Annotated in this window: 5 protein-coding genes and 1 pseudogene; 2 read left to right on the forward strand and 4 right to left on the reverse strand. The window is 70.7% G+C overall.

What is annotated here, in order from left to right:
• Positions 1–285 precede the first annotated feature (285 nt).
• A pseudogene (locus AC0693_RS38530) lies at positions 286–520 on the forward strand (SpoIIE family protein phosphatase); the annotation flags it as partial.
• Between the two features lie 43 nt (positions 521–563).
• Here the strand turns inward: AC0693_RS38530 and AC0693_RS38535 are convergent.
• Positions 564–1,241, reverse strand: a complete 678-nt coding sequence (locus AC0693_RS38535; protein ID WP_478804593.1) for a DUF4232 domain-containing protein — start codon at positions 1,239–1,241, stop codon at positions 564–566.
• Positions 1,242–1,553: 312 nt separating this feature from the next.
• Positions 1,554–3,179 carry an alpha/beta hydrolase gene (locus AC0693_RS38540; protein WP_478804594.1) on the reverse strand — a complete coding sequence of 542 codons (1,626 nt, stop codon included), beginning with the start codon at positions 3,177–3,179 and terminating at the stop codon, positions 1,554–1,556.
• Between the two features lie 425 nt (positions 3,180–3,604).
• On the opposite strand from AC0693_RS38540, the gene AC0693_RS38545 reads away from it, so the two are divergent.
• A complete protein-coding gene (locus tag AC0693_RS38545; RefSeq protein ID WP_478804595.1) occupies positions 3,605–4,207 on the forward strand; it encodes a hypothetical protein in 603 nt (200 codons plus the stop codon).
• Positions 4,208–4,227: 20 nt separating this feature from the next.
• Here AC0693_RS38545 and AC0693_RS38550 read toward each other — a convergent pair whose 3' ends face one another.
• Both AC0693_RS38550 and AC0693_RS38555 read right to left on the reverse strand, forming a co-directional pair.
• A complete protein-coding gene (locus AC0693_RS38550; protein ID WP_478804596.1) occupies positions 4,228–4,566 on the reverse strand; it encodes an NUDIX domain-containing protein in 339 nt (112 codons plus the stop codon).
• 879 nt (positions 4,567–5,445) lie between these two features.
• The gene (locus AC0693_RS38555) at positions 5,446–5,985 is read right to left on the reverse strand and encodes an alpha/beta hydrolase (protein ID WP_478804597.1); all 540 of its coding nucleotides are present in this window, start codon (positions 5,983–5,985) and stop codon (positions 5,446–5,448) included.
• Positions 5,986–6,158: the final 173 nt, after the last annotated feature.

Raw genomic sequence — 6,158 nt, forward strand, 5'->3', positions numbered from 1 at the left:
ACTGTGCCTTGGGCTGCTGCGTGTTGCCGAGCGGATTTCCGAGGCGGCGCGGCGCTCGCGAATCGCAATGCCCACGCATCCGCCAGCGGGCGGTGCAGCACCAACCCGCCAGGATCGACGGACGCGACCTCGCTGACCTTGTTCGTCACCCACCCGCGGCGCGCTGCGGCGGCAGGATGTGCTCGGGCCCATACCAGCCCGCGCCTCGCAACCGAATACCGCTGTTACCCTCTGCGACCGCTCCCCAAGATCTGTGCCAGAACCCGTAACTCGCTGACAAAGCCACTCGCGGAGCTGATCGGCGACCACTACACCGTCGGCACCTTCGATTTCGCCCCCGACGACCTGCTGCTCCGGTACACCGACGGGATCGCGGAGGCGCGCGCCCGCGACGGCGAGTTCTTCCCGCTGGCGACGTGGATGCGGTGACACCGCCCTCCACCGCGATCTCCTGCACTACAGCAGGGGGCGCCTCGACGACGACATCGCCGCCCTCGCCGTCCGCCTGCGCGCGGCCTGAGCCGTCGGCCCGGAGCGCGAGCGGTACGCCGCTTCGCGGTGGGTCAGCCGCCCTGGCCGGCGCTGCCGATCGGGCCGACCTTGACCGGGGAGCCGCTGCCGTCCGTGACGGGCAGCGTGGCGGCGCCCGGCCAGGCGAGGCTGACCGACTTCGTCTCGTCCGGCGGGGTGACGACCAGGCCGGTGACGCGCACGCCGGAACCGCCCGACGTGTTCAGCGGGTAGGTGACGCCGAAGGAGACCGCCGCACCCTTCTTGAGGGTGGCCGGGCCGGGGTGCTGGCCGGTGCGCTGCGCGGAGATCGACCCCGCGTTGGTCTTCAGATCGACGCCTGCGTACTCGGAGAGCGTGCAATCCCGGCTGCCGCGGTTCTTGAACTGCACCGCGACCGTACCGTCGGTGTCGCCGCCGATGGTGCTGTCGCTCGCGGTGATCTCCAGGTCGCCGGTGCGGCACTTGTCGGAGCCGGACGCACCGCCCCTGTCGGAGCCGGTCCCGGCCGCCGCGCCCTTGCCGCCGGCGACCGCCGGGGAGCCCTTGCCACCGATCTGGTCGGTGCCGACCGTGGTCGCAGGCGCGGATGCGGACGGGGAAGAGGACGCGGTGGACGCTGACGAGGGGCCGCCACCCGGCGCCGCGGCGTCCTCGCCGTTCTGGCACGCCGTCAGCGAGAGACCGGCGGCGACGGCCAGGGCGGCGAAGGTGATCTTGTGAGCGCGCATCGTTGTTTCCTCGGAATCGGTCGGCAGCCGGGGTGGCTTGGGCCCGAACGGGCCAATGGGAGCGGGCACTTCTGATCCAGAGGACCCGTCCGACCGCCGATCCGTTCCGTCTTCCCCTGCCCTCATACCTTCCTGTTACACGCATCGTCGGACGACGCGCGCCCGGGCGGCCGAATCCGCAGGTCGGCCCACGCCGCCGACCAGTGGAGATGACGGTTCCCGCCGGGCTCCGCACGCGTTCTCGGCCACCCGGTCCCTGGGACGGAACTGTGACGCGGTCGATCTTGACGGCGAGCAACGCGGGCCCTGTGGTCAGCGGGCTCCGGCGCCCTCCGGGTCAGGGGCGGGCGGCGGGTTCTGGCAAGTGACGTCCTTGGCCGGCAGCCGTCCCGTCGACAGGTAGGCGCTGACGGGTATGTTGGCGCAGGTCGTAGGGGTGGAGAGATACACCCCGTGCCCCTCGCCGCCCAGCGCGAGCACCATCCGCGATCCCTTGAGTGCCTGGTGCATCCCCTGGCCGCTGCTGAGCGGGGTCATCGGATCCCACTCGTTCTGCACGGTCAGGACATCGGCGCGGGCCTTCATGGGCGTGGCGGGCTCCAGCGGCCGCTGCCAGAAGGCGCACGGTTTGATGTTCGAGGCGAAGTCCCCGTACAGCGGGTGCTTGATCTTGTCCTGCGCCGCTTCCCGCGCGTACTGGTCCGGATCGCGGGGCCAGTTGTCCGCGTCCCCGCACACCACGGCCCAGTACGCGGCGGTGGCGTTGCCGGCGGGAGTGGGGTCCGGCGCCTCCGAAACCCCTGCCGCGTCGACACCCGCGCCGGCGGCCCGGACACCGCCGAGCGGCGACCGCGCGCCGGGTCCCCTCTGGCCGGCGTCCTTCCCGCTCGCGCCCGGAGCGGCGCCGCCCGGAGCCGGGTTCACCGGCGCCTGGGGCGCCTTGTCGGCGGATGCCTTGATGGACTTGATGACGACCGAGGCGGCTCGGGGGTCGAAGTAGAGCGACGGGTCGGACCTGATGTCGTCACCCGTCATCTTCTGTCCGTAGTGCATGATCGGGTCCCGGTCGGCCCGCGCCACCAGTGCCCAGAAGGTGGCGGAGACCGCCTCGGGCGTCGTGCCGAGACCGTAGGTGTCCGAGCGCTCCGCCGCCCACCGCGTCCACCGCTCGAAGGCGGGCTCGGCTCCGGTCCCCTGCACCTGGATCATGCCGCGCCAGGTGCGCCCCGGGTCCACGCCGCTGTCCAGGACGAACCGGTCGGTGCGCTCCGGGAACATCTGCGAGTACACCGCGCCCAGGTAGGTCCCGTACGAGTAGCCCAGGTACGAGAGCGTCCGTTCCCCCAGTGCGGCACGGATGACGTCCATGTCGCGCGCCGTGTTGCGGGTGGTGATGTACGGGATCACATCGCCCGACTTCTCACGGCACTTGTCGGCGATCCCGCGCGCCCAGGCGACGTCCGAGGCGAAGGTCTCGGGCCGGTAGGCCCCGCCGGCGCCCACCTCCTTTTCGCTCAGATCGCCACAGCTGATCGGGCTGCTCTCGTTCACGCCGCGCGGGTCGAAGCCGACGAGGTCGTAGCGGTCGCGGACGTCCTTGGGCATCTCGTCGTTCACCCGGATCGGCCGGAAGAGGCCGGAGGTGCCGGGACCGCCGGGATTGATGAGGAGGACGCCGCGCCGCTTGGCCGGGTTCTCGCTCTTGATGCGGGATATCGCGATGTCGAGGGTGCGCCCTTCGGGACGCTGGTAGTCGAGCGGCACCTTGAGGGTCGCGCACTCGTACGTCGCCGGCCGATCGGGGCTGCAGCGGTGCCACGCCGGCTTCTGGCGCAGGTACTCGGGAGTCTGGGCAGCGGATGCGGGGGACGCCACCAGTTGGGGCAGAGCGGTGGCCAGGAGCCCAGCGGTGGCGAGCAGCGGTGCGAGACGTTTCATGCGTGTGGTGCCGTTTCTTCGTCAGGTGATTTCGCGTGCACCTCCACTGTGTTGGATGGGCTACTGAGACCGGATCCCTCCCAAGAGCCGACCTTCCGTCCCCCGCACGTACCACCTGAAATCAAGACACCTGGCCGAGAATCATCCCTAAGACCCCCGCATTCGCGTCACTTCGCGGACGGCCCGGCCCGTCCGCGCGTAGTCCCCTCCCCCTTGAGGAGGAGGGCGGCCACCGCCGAAGCGACCAGGAACGCGCCCACCGGCCAAGCCCGCCGGCAGGCCAGTGCGATCCTCGCCGCGCCTACGTCCTGGCCTCCGAACTCGCCGCGAAACAGCACTCCGACGCCGCGCGGGTCGCAGCCGACCGCGCTCTGGCCGCCGCACGAGCCAGCGGCACGCCCGTCCCCGTCGAAGAGGCCGCCCGCGTGCTCGCCATCACCCTGCGCCGCTCCGGCAGGTGCACCGCCGCGGTCCGCTACCTCACCACTGAAGCAGACGCACTCGACCCCGCTGAGGAACGTACGGGAGCCGTACGGACCACGCTGCTGCTCACCGCCGCGTACTCCGCCGCCTCCGGGGGCCAACGGTCCACCGCTCTGGCTCTGCTCGACGAGGCCGACGAGAGCGTCGAGCACGGCCAGCAGGCCCCCGGCGGGCTCTTCACCGTCGAGGCCACCCAGGCTCAGGCCGCCGTCTACCGCATCGGCGTCCACACCACCCTCGGCACCCCCGACGAAGCCGTCCCCATCGCACGCACCCTGGACATCAGCCTCATGCCAAGCCCGGAACGCCGCGCCCGTGCCTGGACCGACACCGCCCGCATGTGGCACGCCCTCGGCCACGGCCAGCACGCCTTCACCGCCCTGCGCCACATCGAGGAAGAAGCCGCCCAGGAAGTACGCCGGCCAGCAGTACGGGCGCTGACCTCGAGCCTCCTCTACGGCCCGGCACGCGTCCAGAGCCTGCGCGACTTCGCCATCCGCACCGGGGCCCAATCCCGCCTGACCGGCCCTGCTCCGTCCCGCTGACGTGGAGCTTCGATAGGCGGTCACGGAGCCGGAGCGAACCAGGCCTGAGGCTCCTTCTTGCCGGCCAGTTCGATGAGTTCCCGCATCCGCTCGGTCATCGGCGGCAGGGCGTCCAGCGGGAACCAGCCGACCTCGTAGGACTCATCGTCACAGACCCGCGGCACCTGACCCGCCGCGGCCGGGGAGCAGGCGAACACGACCTCGAAGTATTGCGCCACGTGACCGTTGCTGTGTCGCACCTGGGGGGAAGACGTCACCGCCACCAGGCGCTCCACCACCACCCGCACCCCGGTCTCTTCCGCCACTTCCCGCACCACCGCGGCGGCCGGCGCTTCGCCAGGCTCCAAAATCCCGCTCAACGGCGTTCACGGCCCCGCGGCAGACCGACGCTGCAGCAACACCTGCTGGTCCTCGTCGACGACGACTCCGACGACCCCGGGCAACCACAACGGGAAATCCGGACCGACGGCATTCCGCAGATCTGACACAAAATCAGGAATCATGAGGCCACCCCAGGGCCGGACGGGGACCGGTCGCGGGCAATCAGCGCCTCTCCCCAGCCCGGCGGTGCGGGCGGCTGACCTCGCGGAGCTGGCTGCGCGGGTCAAGGGCCAGCAGCACCTGATTGCTTGACCGCAACGGTGTGCTGTGTTGGTCCAGCCCGGGAGTGGACCGCCGACCTGGCAGTGCGCCGCGTACGGTCAGCGGATGCACGAGCGGCGAGAGAAGGATCAGGGCAGTGGCAAGCCGGAGCACAGGCAGGACGCCCTGCATGCCGACATCAACGACGCGGACACTGAGGCTGAAGCGGTGATGTTTGTGTGCGCGACATGTGGCATCCCGCTGACGGGCCCACTCACACGGCTGCCCGAAGTTCCCGAGGCTCCGTACTACGCATGGTGGGACGCCGATGAGCCGGGTCCGTCACCGGCAACCGTACCCTCGGGTTGCTATGCGATCGAGACGCAGCCCTACGGTGCGCCCTTGGTCGTCGCCCAGGAGCCCGGGCCGGTGATGCCGCGTCACGGAGAGCACTGGAACGCGGATGGAAAGCCGTTGGTGTCGCAGGGCCCGCGAGGCAACATCGTCATCAACCCTGACGACTCCCGAGCCCTGGAGCTGCGGCACGCATCCCCCGCCTGCTGCGGAGCGACCCCAGACGGCGGAATGAACCAGCTGTGCGCCTGCGGAACCCTCGTTGCGACCCTCTGCTCCGACTGCTGCCTGCCGTACGAACTTCATCTCTCAGCCAGCCACGTCCGCGCGGTTCGCCCCTGAGACAGGTGCGGGCCGCTGCTACTTCTCGCCGACATTCCGACACCGTCCAGGCATCGGCTGCTGCCAACGACCACCGGCATACGCACCAGATCTGACCTGCGCAGCCAGCCGTCACCCTGCTGTGGCCGGTGGGCCGCGTGCAGGGCGGCGGCCCCGCCGGAGAACGAGGCCGCGATCACGTGCACCGGTCGGTCCACGCCCGCCTCGGCCCGCAGATGATCACTCGCGGCCCGGATGTCGTTGGCGACTCCCGCGATCGCCACCTCCTCGGCCCCGCCACCGCTCGCGCCATGCGCACGCAGGTCGAACCGAGGGCATTGCACGCCCTCGCGGGCGAGCCCGGCGGCGAGCCGGGTGAAGAACCCGCCCTCTTGCCGGGTCACCCCGGCACCGTGCACCAGGACGGCCGCCCCCACCGCCGTGCGCTCGGGCACCGTCAGCGTCCCCTTTAGCGCAGTGCCGTCCAACGAATTGAACGCGACGTCCAACTCAGAGGTCACGGACAGATCGTAGAGAACACGCTCACCGGGGACGAGGGCACCGAAGGATCCGCGATTGCCCGCGATCGAGCCGCTGCTTAGGGCCTGTGTGATGTCGTGATCAGTCGGCGGCTTTGAGGAGGTCGTCGATCCAGATCATGGCGGCGCGGAGGTGAAGTCCGGCGAGGTAGCTG

This window comes from Streptomyces sp. NPDC043876 (assembly GCF_056435825.1).

Coding starts and splice junctions, on each gene's coding strand:
- AC0693_RS38535 (WP_478804593.1), bottom strand. CDS start 1,241: ATGCGCGCTCACAAGATCACCTTCGCCGCCCTGGCCGTCGCCGCCGGT.
- AC0693_RS38540 (WP_478804594.1), bottom strand. CDS start 3,179: ATGAAACGTCTCGCACCGCTGCTCGCCACCGCTGGGCTCCTGGCCACC.